12 protein-coding genes are annotated in these 11849 nt (G+C 63.7%); 8 read left to right on the forward strand and 4 right to left on the reverse strand.

Translation table 11 applies throughout. The features are described from left to right. The first annotated feature begins 75 nt into the window (after nt 1–75). The 3 genes from AC1DY9_RS15940 to AC1DY9_RS15950 all read left to right on the forward strand — a co-directional run bounded on the left by AC1DY9_RS15940 (nt 76) and on the right by AC1DY9_RS15950 (nt 3181). Complete coding sequence (locus AC1DY9_RS15940; protein ID WP_457281828.1) at nt 76–696, forward strand: TetR/AcrR family transcriptional regulator; 621 nt, start codon at nt 76–78, stop codon at nt 694–696. Nucleotides 697–922: 226 nt separating this feature from the next. After that, complete coding sequence (locus AC1DY9_RS15945) at nt 923–1807, forward strand: alpha/beta hydrolase (RefSeq protein WP_477667012.1); 885 nt, start codon at nt 923–925, stop codon at nt 1805–1807. 87 nt (nt 1808–1894) lie between these two features. Then, nucleotides 1895–3181 (forward strand): solute carrier family 23 protein, encoded by a 1287-nt coding sequence (locus tag AC1DY9_RS15950; protein ID WP_457281830.1) that lies wholly within the window; start codon nt 1895–1897, stop codon nt 3179–3181. 151 nt (nt 3182–3332) lie between these two features. Here the strand turns inward: AC1DY9_RS15950 and AC1DY9_RS15955 are convergent, their stop codons facing one another. The 3 genes from AC1DY9_RS15955 to AC1DY9_RS15965 form a co-directional block, all read right to left on the reverse strand. Continuing rightward, the gene (locus AC1DY9_RS15955) at nt 3333–4484 is read right to left on the reverse strand and encodes an ABC transporter substrate-binding protein (protein WP_457281831.1); all 1152 of its coding nucleotides are present in this window, start codon (nt 4482–4484) and stop codon (nt 3333–3335) included. A gap of 247 nt (nt 4485–4731) precedes the next feature. Next, nucleotides 4732–5082 carry a hypothetical protein gene (locus tag AC1DY9_RS15960; RefSeq protein WP_457281832.1) on the reverse strand — a complete coding sequence of 117 codons (351 nt, stop codon included), beginning with the start codon at nt 5080–5082 and terminating at the stop codon, nt 4732–4734. Between the two features lie 191 nt (nt 5083–5273). Further along, nucleotides 5274–6581 (reverse strand): hypothetical protein, encoded by a 1308-nt coding sequence (locus AC1DY9_RS15965; RefSeq protein WP_477667013.1) that lies wholly within the window; start codon nt 6579–6581, stop codon nt 5274–5276. Between the two features lie 171 nt (nt 6582–6752). On the opposite strand from AC1DY9_RS15965, the gene AC1DY9_RS15970 reads away from it, so the two are divergent. From AC1DY9_RS15970 to AC1DY9_RS15980, 3 genes are all read left to right on the forward strand, one after another. Then, a complete protein-coding gene (locus tag AC1DY9_RS15970) occupies nt 6753–7175 on the forward strand; it encodes a hotdog fold thioesterase (RefSeq protein ID WP_477667014.1) in 423 nt (140 codons plus the stop codon). 328 nt (nt 7176–7503) lie between these two features. After that, nucleotides 7504–8616: an ABC transporter substrate-binding protein gene (locus tag AC1DY9_RS15975; RefSeq protein WP_457281835.1), complete on the forward strand. Its 1113-nt coding sequence runs from the start codon at nt 7504–7506 to the stop codon at nt 8614–8616. A 40-nt stretch (nt 8617–8656) separates the two neighbouring features. Continuing rightward, nucleotides 8657–8962, forward strand: coding sequence for a hypothetical protein (locus tag AC1DY9_RS15980; protein WP_457281836.1), 306 nt, complete (start codon nt 8657–8659; stop codon nt 8960–8962). A 206-nt stretch (nt 8963–9168) separates the two neighbouring features. Here the strand turns inward: AC1DY9_RS15980 and AC1DY9_RS15985 are convergent, their stop codons facing one another. Beyond that, the gene (locus AC1DY9_RS15985; protein WP_477667015.1) at nt 9169–9738 is read right to left on the reverse strand and encodes a cob(I)yrinic acid a,c-diamide adenosyltransferase; all 570 of its coding nucleotides are present in this window, start codon (nt 9736–9738) and stop codon (nt 9169–9171) included. A gap of 178 nt (nt 9739–9916) precedes the next feature. Between AC1DY9_RS15985 and AC1DY9_RS15990 the strand changes: the two genes are divergently transcribed. Both AC1DY9_RS15990 and AC1DY9_RS15995 read left to right on the forward strand, forming a co-directional pair. Then, entirely contained in the window at nt 9917–10315 is a 399-nt protein-coding gene (locus tag AC1DY9_RS15990) for an EF-hand domain-containing protein (RefSeq protein WP_457281838.1), read from the forward strand. 96 nt (nt 10316–10411) lie between these two features. Beyond that, on the forward strand, nt 10412–11833 hold the full coding sequence (locus AC1DY9_RS15995; RefSeq protein WP_457281839.1) for an FAD-binding oxidoreductase: 1422 nt from the start codon (nt 10412–10414) through the stop codon (nt 11831–11833). The last annotated feature ends 16 nt before the right edge of the window (nt 11834–11849 follow it).

Genomic DNA, 11849 nt, shown 5'->3' on the forward strand with positions numbered 1-11849 from the left:
CCTGCGCGGAAGATCCGAAACCCGTGACGCGGTGAGGGGATTGCACTTTCGCACAATCGTGCTAATATTCGCCGCATGGACGCCAAAACCCAGAAAAGCGAAATGACCCGCGCCGCCATCATCGGCGCAGGCATTGACCTGGCTGCGGCGGAAGGTCTGGAAGCCATCACCTTGCAGGCTGTGGCCGACCGCATCAGTATTTCCAAGAGCGGCGTGTTTTCACGCATCGGCTCGCGCGAGGCTTTGCAGAAGGCCGTGATCGAAGAGTTCGGCCGGCGCTTCATTGCCGACGTGTTCGTGCCCGCCATGCAGCAGCCCAAGGGCCTGCCGCGGCTGGAAGCCATCGTGCAGCGCTGGATTGTGCGCACGCGCGATGTGGAAGCCAAGTCAGGCTGTATTTACACGGCGGGCGCCTTTGAGCTGGACGACCGCGAAGGCGAGCTGCGCGACCTGCTGTTCAGCGAGGTCACCCGCTGGCGCGCCACGTTGCGGCGCACCGTGCTGCAGGCCATGGAGGCCGGTCAACTGAAGGCCGACACCGATGCGGAACAGCTGGTCATGGAAATCAGCAGCATTGCCATGGGGATGTTTCACGATGCCCGTTTTCTACGCGATGCACGCGCGGCTGAACGGGCCCAGGCAGCCTGGGAGCGCCTGATCAAGAGCTACCAGACCGAGACAGTCACCAAAAAGTAAGAGACAAACTGGGCGGAAAGGGCAGCCATGCCATTTTCGATGTGTTGGCAAGTTTTAATTTCGCACGACTGTGCGGAGAAATGAGGAAATCATGTTGATCCTGATCATTGGCTTTGGCATTTATTTTGGCGTTCGCGCCGTGATGGCGGTGCAGGCTTCGCTGCGCACACTGCCGCGCAGCAATGAAGACTGGGTCTGGTACTGAAAACCGCGGAGACAGCAGACCATGACACGCACATCGCTCCAGGCCACCGCGGCCTTTTATAACGCCAGCCCCCTGACACGCATTTTCCGCTGGGGGCTGGGCGCTTCGCAGCAGCTCTGGCCGGCGCTGGCTGTGCGGGCGGCTTACCGCCTGTTCGGCACACCGCTGCCGCCCAAGTGGGTGAGTCGCCGCAGAAAGTGGAGCCCCGACTGGCACATTGAGCAATGGCCTTTTGAAGACGCCAGCGTGACGATGTACAGCCGCCCCGTCGCGCCTGCCGGCCCGGTGGTGCTGTTGGTGCACGGCTGGGGCGGACACGCCGGGCAGATGCTGGCGCTGGCGGAGGTCTTGAGCGCGCAAGGCTTGCGGCCCGTGATTGTTGAGATGCCGGCGCATGGCCGCAGCAGCGGCTCGGTCACCAACCTGCCGCAGTTTGCGCGCGTGCTCGAGTACGTGACCGCACGGCTGCAGCAACAGGGCCATACGCTGCGCGCGGTGGTGGCGCATTCGCTGTCGGCGAACGCCGGCGCTTATGCCGCCAGCCGCGGGCTGGCGGCCGGCCGGCTGGTGTTGCTGGCGCCGCCTGCCTCGCCGCTCGAATACACGCGGCTGTTCGCCCACGTATTCGGCCTGCGCGAATCCACGCGCGCGGCCATGCAGCGGCGCATCGAGGCGCGCGAAGGCATTTTGATGCCGCAGTTCGAGCCGGCGATGGTCGGCCCGCGCATCGCCCTGCCCACGCTGGTGGTGCATGACCGGCAGGACAGCATCAACCGCTTTGCCGACGGCGTGGCCTATAGCGAGGCGATCGCCGGCGCACGCCTGGTGGCCACCGAAGGCCTGGGCCATCGCAAAATCCTCAAGGATGATGAGGTGCTGCGCGAGGTGGCCGCCTTCCTGGCCTGAGAACCTGTTTATCTCCATACGGCACCGCTCTTGTGCGGCGCGCGCATTCCCCCTAGCATTGCCTCACTTTTATAACAAGGAGACATGATGGGAATGCTGGACTGGACAGAAAAAAGCAGCGCGGTATTGCAGCAGGGCGGCGTCATCGGGCCCGACGAGCGCCTGCCGTGGCCGCAGACCGCGGTGATGGGCGTGCAGCACGTGATCGCGATGTTCGGCGCCACGGTGCTCGCACCCATCCTCATGGGCTTTGACCCCAACATCGCCATCCTGATGAGCGGCATCGGCACGCTGATTTTCTTCGTCATCACCGGCGGAAAGGTGCCCAGCTACCTGGGTTCGAGTTTTGCCTTCATCGGTGTGGTGATTGCCGCCACGGCCTACGCCGGCAAGGGGCCGAATGCCAACCTGGGCGTGGCCCTGGGCGGCATCATTGCCTGCGGCGTGGTGTATACGCTGATCGGCTTCATCGTGCAGTCCATCGGCACCGGCTGGATAGAACGTTTCATGCCGCCCGTGGTCACCGGCGCCGTGGTGGCGGTGATCGGCCTGAACCTGGCCAGCATTCCCATCAAGAATATGGCGGCCGGCAATTTCGATTCATGGATGCAGGTGGTGACGTTTGTGAGCGTCGCCCTGGTGGCCGTGATGACACGCGGCATGGTGCAGCGGCTGCTGATCCTGGTCGGCCTGATCGTGGCGAGCGTGATTTATGCAGTGCTGACCAACGGACTGGGTCTGGGCAAGCCGATGGACCTGTCGGGCATTGCCAATGCCGCCTGGGTCGGCCTGCCGGGCTTCACAGCACCGGTGTTCAGCGCCAATGCCATGCTGCTGATTGCGCCCGTCGCCATCATCCTGGTGGCGGAAAACCTCGGCCACATCAAGGCGGTGACGGCCATGACGGGCAAGAACCTCGATGTCTACATGGGCCGCGCCTTCATCGGCGACGGCGTGGCGACCATCGTCTCGGGCAGCGCGGGCGGCACCGGCGTGACGACTTACGCCGAGAACATCGGCGTGATGGCGGCGACCAAGATCTATTCCACCGCCGTCTTCGTGGTGGCGGCGCTGATCGCCGTGGTGCTGGGCTTCAGCCCCAAGTTCGGCGCGCTGATCCAGGCGATTCCGCTGCCGGTGATGGGCGGCGTGAGCATCGTGGTGTTCGGCCTCATCGCCGTGGCCGGCGCCAAGATCTGGGTCGACAACAAGGTGGACTTTTCGGACAACCGCAATTTGATTGTTGCCGCCATCACGCTGGTGCTCGGCACCGGTGACTTCACGCTGAAGTTCGGCCAGTTCGCACTGGGTGGCATCGGCACCGCGACCTTCGGCGCCATCCTGTTGTACGCCTTGCTGAGCCGCAAACCCTGATCAACGAATCGCTATCTATTTGATAGCTGCTAGCGCAAGTGCTGATTGGGCTTCAGCTTCTTTTTAATGCCAAGAGCCCCGGTTGACCCAACAACCGGGGCTTTTTTCTGGCTGGCGGCAACAGGCGCTGCCAGCCAGGATCAATGGTCCATCAGCCCAGGAAACGTCCACCTGCGCCGAGAACACCCAGTTCGACAAATTTCGAACCCGCGAACGGCGGCGCGGCATAGTCGACACTGAAACCGCCGAGGTCGAACTTCTGCAGGCCGGCCAGTGCGGTGCGCAGCTTGGCGCGCGTCAGGTCGCGGCCGGCGCGCTCCAGACCCGCGGCCATCACGTGGGTGTTGATGTAACTCTCCAGGCTGCCGAGCGAGAACTCCTGCTGGCCGATGGCGCGCATGGCGGCCTGGTACTCACGCACCACCTCGAGCCTGGCGCGATACGGGTCGGGGAACACCATGGTCAGCGCCAGGCCGGAACCGGCCGCGCCCAGCGCCTTGATGCCTTCGCCTGACAGCGTGACACTCAGGCCCGCGATGGGCAGCATGGGCGAAACTTTCTTCAGCGCGGCAATCACGCCGACCGAAGCCGAGCCGGCGGTCCCCAGCAGCACGGCGCCGGGCTTGCCCGCGACGACCTGGCTGACGACGTCGTTGAGGTTCTTGCCGTCGACGGCGAGCGCCACCTGCGCAGCGGCCTTCGCGCCCTGCGCCTGGAGTGCGCGATTGACGTCGGCCAGCACTTCCTTGCCGTAGTCGTTGTCCAGATAAACGACGGTAAGGTCCTTCATGCCCATGCTCACGAGCCGCTGCACCAGACGCTGGGTTTCGTCGGTGAAGCTGGCGCGCACGTGGAACACGTTGCGCATTCCGGGCTTGCGCAGCGACGAGGCGCCCGAGCGCGGCCCGACGTAAGGCAGGTTGGACTCTTCAATCACCGGCATGATGGCGGCGTTGTTGGGCGTGCCGACGCAGGACATCAGCGCAAAAATGCTGCCGTCACCGATCATCTTCTTGACGTTGTCGGCGCTGCGCTGCGGCACATAGGCGTCGTCCATCATCTGGAACTGCAGCATGCGGCCATTCACGCCGCCCTTGGCGTTGATCTCGCCCATGGCGGCATCGACGCCCTGCTTCAACTCGGCGCCCACACCGGCCAGCGGGCCGCTGGTCGCGCCCGTGCTGCCGATGGTGATGGCCTTGGCCGTCAGGCCTTCCTGGGCGTAGGCGTTGCGGATGAAGGCAGGGGCGGCGGCAAGGGCAGCCATTTGAGGGGCAAACGAAAGGAAGCGGCGGCGAAGCATCGCAAATCTCCAAAAGGTGGGGTAGCCGTGAAGGCCAAAAGACAAGGCCGAGTGACCTTGCAGGGTAAAAACCGCTCGCCAACCGGCGCACAGCAGCGCGCCAGAAGGGCAAAGCAAATCATTTAGGATTAAATGATTCTAGGGGTAAACCCTTACCAATTGATGACAAAGCGCAGGCAGCTGTGAAATTGCCGGGGCATGGCCCGGCTTATCGCCGGCAAAGCCGGTTTAGCCGGTTTAGCCGGGATTACTTGGCCTGGGGTTGGCCGGTAGCCCTGGCAAGGGCCGCCTTGGTTCTGGCGAGTTCGCGTTCCAGGTCGGCACGCTCGCCGATTTCCTGTTCCAGGGTTTCATTGACCTGCGCGAGGTCTTCAGCGGATTCCTGGATGCGGGTTTCGAGGGCGTCGGTTTTCTGCAGGGCCTGAGCCACTTCGCCGGCTTGCACATGCGGCGGGAGTTCCTGCTTGAGCACCGTATTGATCACCAGCAGCTCGGCGGCCGATTGCTCCACGGTGTCCTTGACGGCTTCGTTTTGCCCGAGCGCGCGCTCCAGGGGAGTCGATGCGGTGGTGGAAGCGGCAGACTGCTGCTGTGGCATATCGATGGCCTTATGGTCGGTTGATGCGGGTCGTTGAAACGTGGGTATCCGCAAAAAATGATGGTGTTGGCTTGCGCTGCTTCAGCGGGATTTTAACCACCTGCGGCAAATTCAGAGGGCCAGAAGCTCAGCATCGGATGTGGGTATTGACGGCAACCGGACCCGCCGGGCGCAGTTGATGGATCGGACCCTCAGCGCGATTTGGGCGGTGCGGCGGGTGCCTTGCCGCTGCGCGCCGCGCTGGCAGGCTGCGCCGGGCCCGGGCTGAAAATCTTGCCCAGTGTGGAGCCGATGCGGGCCCCAATGGCCGTGCCAACACCCGGCAGTACCGCAGTGCCCACCACGGCGCCCGCAATGGCGCCGCCCGACACGGAGAATTTGACGTTGTCGAGCGGGCCGCTGACCGTCAGCGGGATGCCCACTATGCCGTCCACCAGGTCAACGGCAAACTCGCCCGCGATCTGCCGGTTGGCAATTTTGGCGTCACCCGAGGCGGTGAGCGCACCGGAGCTGGCCCTCACGCCGGTGTAGGTCACCACCATACCCTCGGGCGTGTTCTGCGTGTCGAGCTGACCCGTGATGGTGTCCAGCGGTGTCTGGCCGGCGTGTTCCTTGCCGGCCGTGCGCACGGCCTTTTCCAGGTCAAAGCGCAGCAGCATGGACTTGCCCACCGTAAAGGGGGTTTTGGTGTGCAACGACTGCGCCAGCTCGGCCACCGTGTCGCCGTTGGCCGACAGTGTGGTTTCGCCAGAGGCCCGACCTGCAACGACAGACCGGCGATTGAAAGCAGCCAATGCACTTTCAACTTCGATATCGCGGGGCTGCAGGGTGCCTTCGAGATGCATGCGCCCGTTGGCGCGAAACTCGAGCCGGACTTCCCCATCGGCCGTGCCGCCGCCCACCCGAATGCGTGTATCCCAGCGGTCTTCCTGGCCCTGGCGTGTCAGGCTCAGCTGGGTGGTGGGCTCGACATTGGGACGCCTCAGCGCGGCCTTGCGCGGACGCCAGCCGGGGTCAAAATCAACCTCGCCGTCATACACCACAGAGATGCCGCGGCGCGAGATCCAGGTCACGTCGTGAAACACAAAGCGCGCCAGCGGCAGTTCATCGCCGGCCATCTCGTCTTTTTTTTCACGCTGTTTCCCCAATCCGCGCAGCGACAGCTGGGGCACCACGGCACCTTCCAGATCGGCGCGGTCAATTTTCACGCGGCGTTGCCACAGGGCGAAGAGGTCCGGATAGACGGTGAGTTTTTTAATCAGGATCGGCTGGGGCTGTTCCGTGCTGGCCTCTTCAATCACCACCGCCGGCGAAGGCAGCAAACGCCAGTGCAATGCACCGACACGGACCTTGACGCCCAATTGCGCCTCAAGCTCGGTGGCAGCACGCTGCGCGAGTTCCTCGTCACTCGGCAACAGCCGGAGTGCGGCGAACCACAGCAAGCCGAGGGCCAGTGCGACACCCAGCAGCCCTGCCAGCCATTTGTGCGAACGTGTCATCGGCCCGATGGAGCCGGGCAGCCCCGGTCCCGGTAATCCAGGTTCATGTATTCCGTGTGTCTCATACGGCCAGCTTAAGCCCGGCCGCCGCTGCAGCCTACGCGACAAGGTGCCCAAGCGCTGTAGGCCGCAACCTTATAGTGAGGGGGTATCAGCCCTGTGAGAACCCTCATGCGCATCTGGAAACAGCCCATCTCCGTCGAACTGCTCACGCACCACAATGCCGACAGTGCGGTCACCCATCTGGGCATCGAATTCCTGGAGGTGGGTGACGACTTCATCCGTGCCCGCGTGCCGGTGGACCGCCGCACGGTGCAACCCTATGGCTTGCTGCATGGCGGCGTATCGGTGGTGCTGGCGGAGACCCTGGGCTCTTGCGGCGCGGCCTATGCGGCACCCGAAGGGCACCGCGCTGTCGGGCTGGACATCAATGCCAACCACCTCAAGGGCGTCACCAGCGGCTGGGTCACCGGCACCACGCGGCCCGTGCACATAGGGCGCAGTACGCAGGTTTGGCAAATCGAGCTCACCAATGACGCGGGCGAACTGACCTGTGTCTCGCGCATCACGATGGCGATGCTGCGGCCGGGGTGAGGCGATTCGAAGGGTGATAGGTGTAATGGCGCACCCACCCTTGATGGCTACGCACAAGCTGCATATTTACAAATAGCAACAATTCTCCCGCGCCAGATATCCACCCTGCACTTTGCCTGGCCAGGCGCACATTCACGGCCACGGTTATCGGTGTTTTCAGGGGCTGTGATGAGGCCTTCCCTCCGAAAGCCGCGCCAGAGGCCAAATCTGCTCATAACGACAGGGGTCAGCTCCATATTTTTTTCGTCTCAAGAGATGGTTTGAATCGTATTTGATCTTATAGATGCGCATTTGTATCGTTCGCCGACAAGAAGACGAAAGGTAACAAATGGACACAAAAACTGTAAGTCGATGGGCCACAGCGCTGCTGGCAGCCGTCCTGTGCGGCGCGGGACACGCACAGATTTTGATCGGCCAGACAGCCGGTTTCACGGGTCCCGTGGCCGCGGGCGTCAAGGAAAACACCGACGGCGCACGACTGTGGCTGGACGCGGTGAACGCGCGGGGCGGGATCGCGGGCCGGCAGCTGGAGCTGGTGTCACTGGACGACAAGTTCGACCCCAAGCTCGCCGGCGAGAACGCGCAAAAGCTGGCCGAGCGCGGCGCCGTCGCCTTGTTCCTGACGCGCGGCACGCCCCCCACCGAAGCCGTGTTGCCCGTACTGCTAGCCAACCACATGCCGCTGGTCGGCCCCTCCACGGGCGCGATGATCCTGCACCAGCCGGTCAACCGCTATGTCTTCAACGTGCGCGCAACCTACCAGCGCGAGGCCGAGAAGGCCATCGAGCACCTGCACACGCTGGGCATCCAGCGTATCGCTGTGGTGCATGCGGACGACTCCTTTGGCCGTGACGGGCTGGAAGGGGCCAACAAGGGCTTTACGCAGGCGAAGCTGAAGCCCACCAATATCCTGAAAGCGGACCGCAGCAAGCCCGACTACAACCAGCTTGTTCCACCCATTCTGGCAAGCGATGCACAAGCCGTGCTCTGGATCGGCTCGAGCAACGCCGTGGCGGAAGGGGTGCGGGCCCTGCGCGCCACCAAGTCGTCCGTGCGCGTGGTCACCTTGTCCAACAATGCATCGACGGGCTTTATCAAGGCGCTGGGGGAGTATTCACGCGGCGTCATCGTCACGCAGGTCTACCCGGCGGAGCGCTCCTACGCCTACACGATGGTGCAGGAAGCCAACGACCTGGCCAAAGCCAAGGGGATAGCGCTGTCGCCGGCGATGCTGGAAGGCTATGCCGCTGCCAAGGTGCTGGTGGAGGGCCTGCGGCGCGCGGGCAAGAACCCGACGCGGGAGACGCTGCAGGCGGCCCTGGAAGGCATGAAACGCTTCGACCTGGGCGGGCTGGAAGTGAGCTTCAGCCCCGACGACCACACGGGCCTGGACTTCGCGGACCTCTCCATCGTGAGCCTCGAGGGCCGCTTTGTGCGCTGACGCCCAGCTGTATCGAGGCCCTCCACATGAGAAGACCGCCATGGCATGGATGAAGTCGCTGCACAGCCGGCCGCATGAAAGTGCCCTGGAGCCATCGACGCTGGACCTGGACCAGCTGCGCCATCAGCTCCACGATACGCTGCAACGATGCGAAGGGCCCATGTGCGAACGCATGCACTGGCGCATCGACGAGGCGCACACCGCACAGCACCTTTGGCAGCTGCGGGGAGAGATCTTCCAGCTGGTCGCCCGCCAGTTCTATCAGGAGGAGGCAGCGCGGCGCATCAATGCGCTGCTGCCCGCCTTCTCCGGCTGGCTGCCGGCGCACATGCTGACGCGGGTCTAGAAGCGCCATTTTTTTGGCCAGAACCCGACGGCAACTTGAGATCAAGATGTTTTAGTGCTGCAACGCTTGATGATCGCGCGCAATACGCTATCTTATTGATAGCAGAACCGCCAGCTCCAACCGCACCCGAACGGGACCTGTTTACAGACAACGGCTGGCAGGCATGGCTGCAGTTCACGCGGAGAACACCGCGCAGGCCGTTGTTGTTATTTCGTACCGGCGGCCTGTGCCATGCGTTCGCTCTTCCAGTACACGTCGTCACCGCCGTTCATGCGGTTGAGTACGCGCGACAAAACGAAGAGCAGATCGCTCAGGCGGTTAAGGTAGTGGCGCGGCGACTCCTTGACCGGTTCGGCCGCACCCAGCGCGACCACCGATCGTTCGGCACGGCGCGCCACCGTGCGGCACACATGCGCAAGCGACGCGGCACGCGAGCCCGCCGGCAAGATAAATTCCGCCAGGCGCGGCAGCTTCGCATTGTGTTGGGCCAGCGCGTCGTCGAGCAGCGCCACGGCTTCGGGCTTGAGCAGTTCAAAGCCGGGAATGGAGAGTTCGCCGCCCAGGTTGAAGAGCTGGTGCTGCACCTCCACCAGCAATTCGCGCACGCCCGGCGGCAGCTCTTCGCACAACAACACGCCAATGTGCGAATTCAGTTCATCGACATCGCCCATGGCATGCACACGCAGGCTGTCCTTGGACACACGCGTGTTGTCGCCCAAGCCGGTGGTGCCGTTATCGCCGGTGCGCGTTGCGATCTGTGAGAGTCTGTTGGCCATGGTCTGAGACGCGGTGAAGCGCGGTGAAAGTGCATGAAGCTCCAAGCGTTACGCCGGGCAAGAAAATGTGTCGTCGTACGCCATCATGTGAGTGAGGAAACACCCTGCAAAACTGCTGGCCGCAACGGACAGGCTGGGTTGCAATGGTTGCTTGTTCACTCCTTGAAAGACTCTTCGCATGACCATGCACACGACAGCAACACAGCATACAAAACATTCTATTCCCGGCTTCGAGTTGCGCAGCGTGCTCCTGGTGGCCGCACTGGCCGTGGGTGCAGCCGGCGCCGCACGGGCGCAAACTGCAACGCCCTCGCCCGCCAGCCCCAACAGCCCTCCTGCGCAGGTGGCGCCTTCATCCCCGGGTACGGGCGGCGCAGCCGGCGCCGTGCCGCAAAACCGTGTGACCAGTAAAGACATTGAAGCGGCTTTCAACCGTGCGGACGCCAACAAGGACGGCAAGCTGGACCGCCAGGAAGCCGAGCACTTTCCCGCCGTGGCACAGCGCTTCGAGCAAATCGACACCAACCACGACACCTTTATCTCGCTGGGCGAGCTGATCAAGGCAGCAAGTTCCTGACCGGCGCCGCGCCGTCACCAAGGGGGTTTTCACCGGGTCAATGGCTGGCAGGAACGACGGACACGTCGTAAACTGTGCCACCGACCCGGAGACACCATGAACGCCCCCCTGCCCACGCACCTGCTTCCCGAAATCTGCCAGCGCGAAACCCCTGCCGCGCTGATCGACGCGCTGAAAGCCCGCTTTGCCGAGCGCTGCTCCACCGCCCTGGTGGTGCGCGAGCAGCATGGCCGCGATGAGTCCTCCTTCGCCGCGCCGCCGCCTTCGGCCGTGGTGTTTGCCGAAAGCACGCAAGACGTGGCAGATGCGGTGAAGCTGGCCGCCCGGCACAACGTACCGGTGATTCCTTTCGGCGTGGGCACATCGCTGGAAGGCCACCTGCTGGCCGTGCAGGGCGGCATCAGCATCGACGTGAGCCGCATGAACAAGGTGCTGTCCATCAATGCCGAAGACCTGACCGTTACCGTGCAGGCGGGCGTGACGCGCAAGCAGCTCAATGAAGAGGTCAAAAGCACCGGCCTCTTCTTCCCCATCGACCCGGGCGCCGATGCGACCCTGGGCGGCATGAGCGCCACGCGCGCCAGCGGCACGAATGCGGTGCGCTACGGCACCATGCGCGAGAACGCGCTGGCACTGGAGGTCGTCACCGCAGACGGCAGCGTCATCCGCACCGGCACGCGCGCCAAGAAATCATCGGCGGGCTACGACCTCACGCGCCTGATGGTGGGTAGCGAAGGCACGCTGGGCGTGATCACCGAAGTCACCGTCAGGCTGTACCCCCTGCCTGAAGCCATCTCCGCTGCGGTGTGCTCCTTTCCGAGTATCGAAGCCGCCGTGCGCACCACCATCGAAATCATCCAGCTGGGTGTTCCGATTGCGCGCGTGGAGCTGATCGACCACAACACGGTGCGCATGGTGAATGCGCACTCCAAGCTCACGCTGCGCGAAGAGCCCATGCTGCTGATGGAGTTTCACGGCTCACCCGCCAGCGTGAAAGAGCAGGCCGAGCTGGTGCAGGAGCTCGCCAGCGGCCACGGCGGCAACGCGTTTGAATGGGCCAGCACACCGGAAGAGCGCACGCGCCTGTGGACGGCACGGCACAACGCCTACTTCGCGGCCATCCAGTCGCGTCCCGGCTGCCGCGCGATTTCCACCGACACCTGCGTGCCGATTTCGCGCCTGGCCGATTGCCTGCTGGAGTCGGTGGCCGAAGTCGATGCCAGCGGCATTCCCTACTTCCTCGTCGGCCATGTCGGCGACGGCAACTTCCACTTCGGCTATTTGATCGACCCGACGATTCCCAAGGAGCGCGAAGTGGCCGAAGCGCTGAACCACAAGCTGGTCACCCGCGCGCTGGCGCTCGAAGGCACCTGCACCGGCGAGCACGGCGTGGGCCTGCACAAGATGGACTTTCTGGTAACCGAAGCCGGTGACGGCGCAGTCAACATGATGCGCACCATCAAGCGCGCGCTCGACCCGAAGAACATCATGAACCCGGGCAAGATTTTCTCGCTGTGAAGCGAGCTCTACTGCG

The organism is Polaromonas sp. P1_F6 (assembly GCF_056405695.1).

What these genes read in the sequence shown, in the direction of transcription:
- AC1DY9_RS15945 (WP_477667012.1), top strand. Translation starts at nt 923, where the DNA reads ATGACACGCACATCGCTCCAGGCCACCGCGGCCTTTTATAACGCCAGC.
- AC1DY9_RS15970 (WP_477667014.1), top strand. Translation starts at nt 6,753, where the DNA reads ATGCGCATCTGGAAACAGCCCATCTCCGTCGAACTGCTCACGCACCAC.
- AC1DY9_RS15940 (WP_457281828.1), top strand. Translation starts at nt 76, where the DNA reads ATGGACGCCAAAACCCAGAAAAGCGAAATGACCCGCGCCGCCATCATC.
- AC1DY9_RS15980 (WP_457281836.1), top strand. Translation starts at nt 8,657, where the DNA reads ATGGCATGGATGAAGTCGCTGCACAGCCGGCCGCATGAAAGTGCCCTG.
- AC1DY9_RS15950 (WP_457281830.1), top strand. Translation starts at nt 1,895, where the DNA reads ATGGGAATGCTGGACTGGACAGAAAAAAGCAGCGCGGTATTGCAGCAG.
- AC1DY9_RS15960 (WP_457281832.1), bottom strand. Translation starts at nt 5,082, where the DNA reads ATGCCACAGCAGCAGTCTGCCGCTTCCACCACCGCATCGACTCCCCTG.
- AC1DY9_RS15955 (WP_457281831.1), bottom strand. Translation starts at nt 4,484, where the DNA reads ATGCTTCGCCGCCGCTTCCTTTCGTTTGCCCCTCAAATGGCTGCCCTT.
- AC1DY9_RS15995 (WP_457281839.1), top strand. Translation starts at nt 10,412, where the DNA reads ATGAACGCCCCCCTGCCCACGCACCTGCTTCCCGAAATCTGCCAGCGC.
- AC1DY9_RS15985 (WP_477667015.1), bottom strand. Translation starts at nt 9,738, where the DNA reads ATGGCCAACAGACTCTCACAGATCGCAACGCGCACCGGCGATAACGGC.
- AC1DY9_RS15990 (WP_457281838.1), top strand. Translation starts at nt 9,917, where the DNA reads ATGACCATGCACACGACAGCAACACAGCATACAAAACATTCTATTCCC.
- AC1DY9_RS15965 (WP_477667013.1), bottom strand. Translation starts at nt 6,581, where the DNA reads ATGACACGTTCGCACAAATGGCTGGCAGGGCTGCTGGGTGTCGCACTG.
- AC1DY9_RS15975 (WP_457281835.1), top strand. Translation starts at nt 7,504, where the DNA reads ATGGACACAAAAACTGTAAGTCGATGGGCCACAGCGCTGCTGGCAGCC.